We start from the raw sequence: 521 nt of genomic DNA on the forward strand, positions 1-521 counted from the left end.
GTCAGGCGCCGGCCGATCTGGTTGAGGATGAGGCGGATGAGCGGCTTGGTCCGGGCGATGTCCGACGGCGGCACGACGAGGTAGAGGCTGGTCGGCTGGCGGGCGCCGACAATGTCAGCGATGCGCCAGTCGCAGCGGCGCGTCACCTCCGCGACGACGGGATCGCGATAGAGGCCGAGGAACGACATGGCTGTCGAGAGCACGCCGGAGCGTTCGTTGTCGGATTTGTTGAGCAGCTCGCGCGCGGCGCTGGCGATGACGGGGAGCGGCCCGGCTTCACCGAGATGCGCGGTCTTCATCATCGCGGCGAGCGTAGACTCGATCGGCCGCTTCGGATCGGAGAGGAATGCGGCGACGCCAGCGAGCGTCTTTTCCCCTTCCGCGTAGAGGACATGGAGGATCGCGCCGACCAGCAGCGCATGGCTGGTCTTTTCCCAGTGATTGCGCTTCTCCAATGAGCCTTCGGGGTCGACAAGGATATCGGCGATGTTCTGAACGTCGCGGACCTCCCATTCGCCGCG

1 protein-coding gene is annotated in these 521 nt (G+C 66.0%); it reads right to left on the minus strand.

Going from position 1 to position 521, the window contains the following annotated elements; translation table 11 throughout:
* A partial coding sequence (locus D1614_RS28890) for a type IV secretory system conjugative DNA transfer family protein (RefSeq protein ID WP_162304629.1) occupies positions 1-521 on the minus strand: 521 nt, incomplete at both ends.

Origin of the sequence: Maribellus luteus, from assembly GCF_003576475.1 — a bacterium.
GTDB classification, from domain to species: Bacteria; Bacteroidota; Bacteroidia; order Bacteroidales; family Prolixibacteraceae; genus Draconibacterium; species Draconibacterium luteum.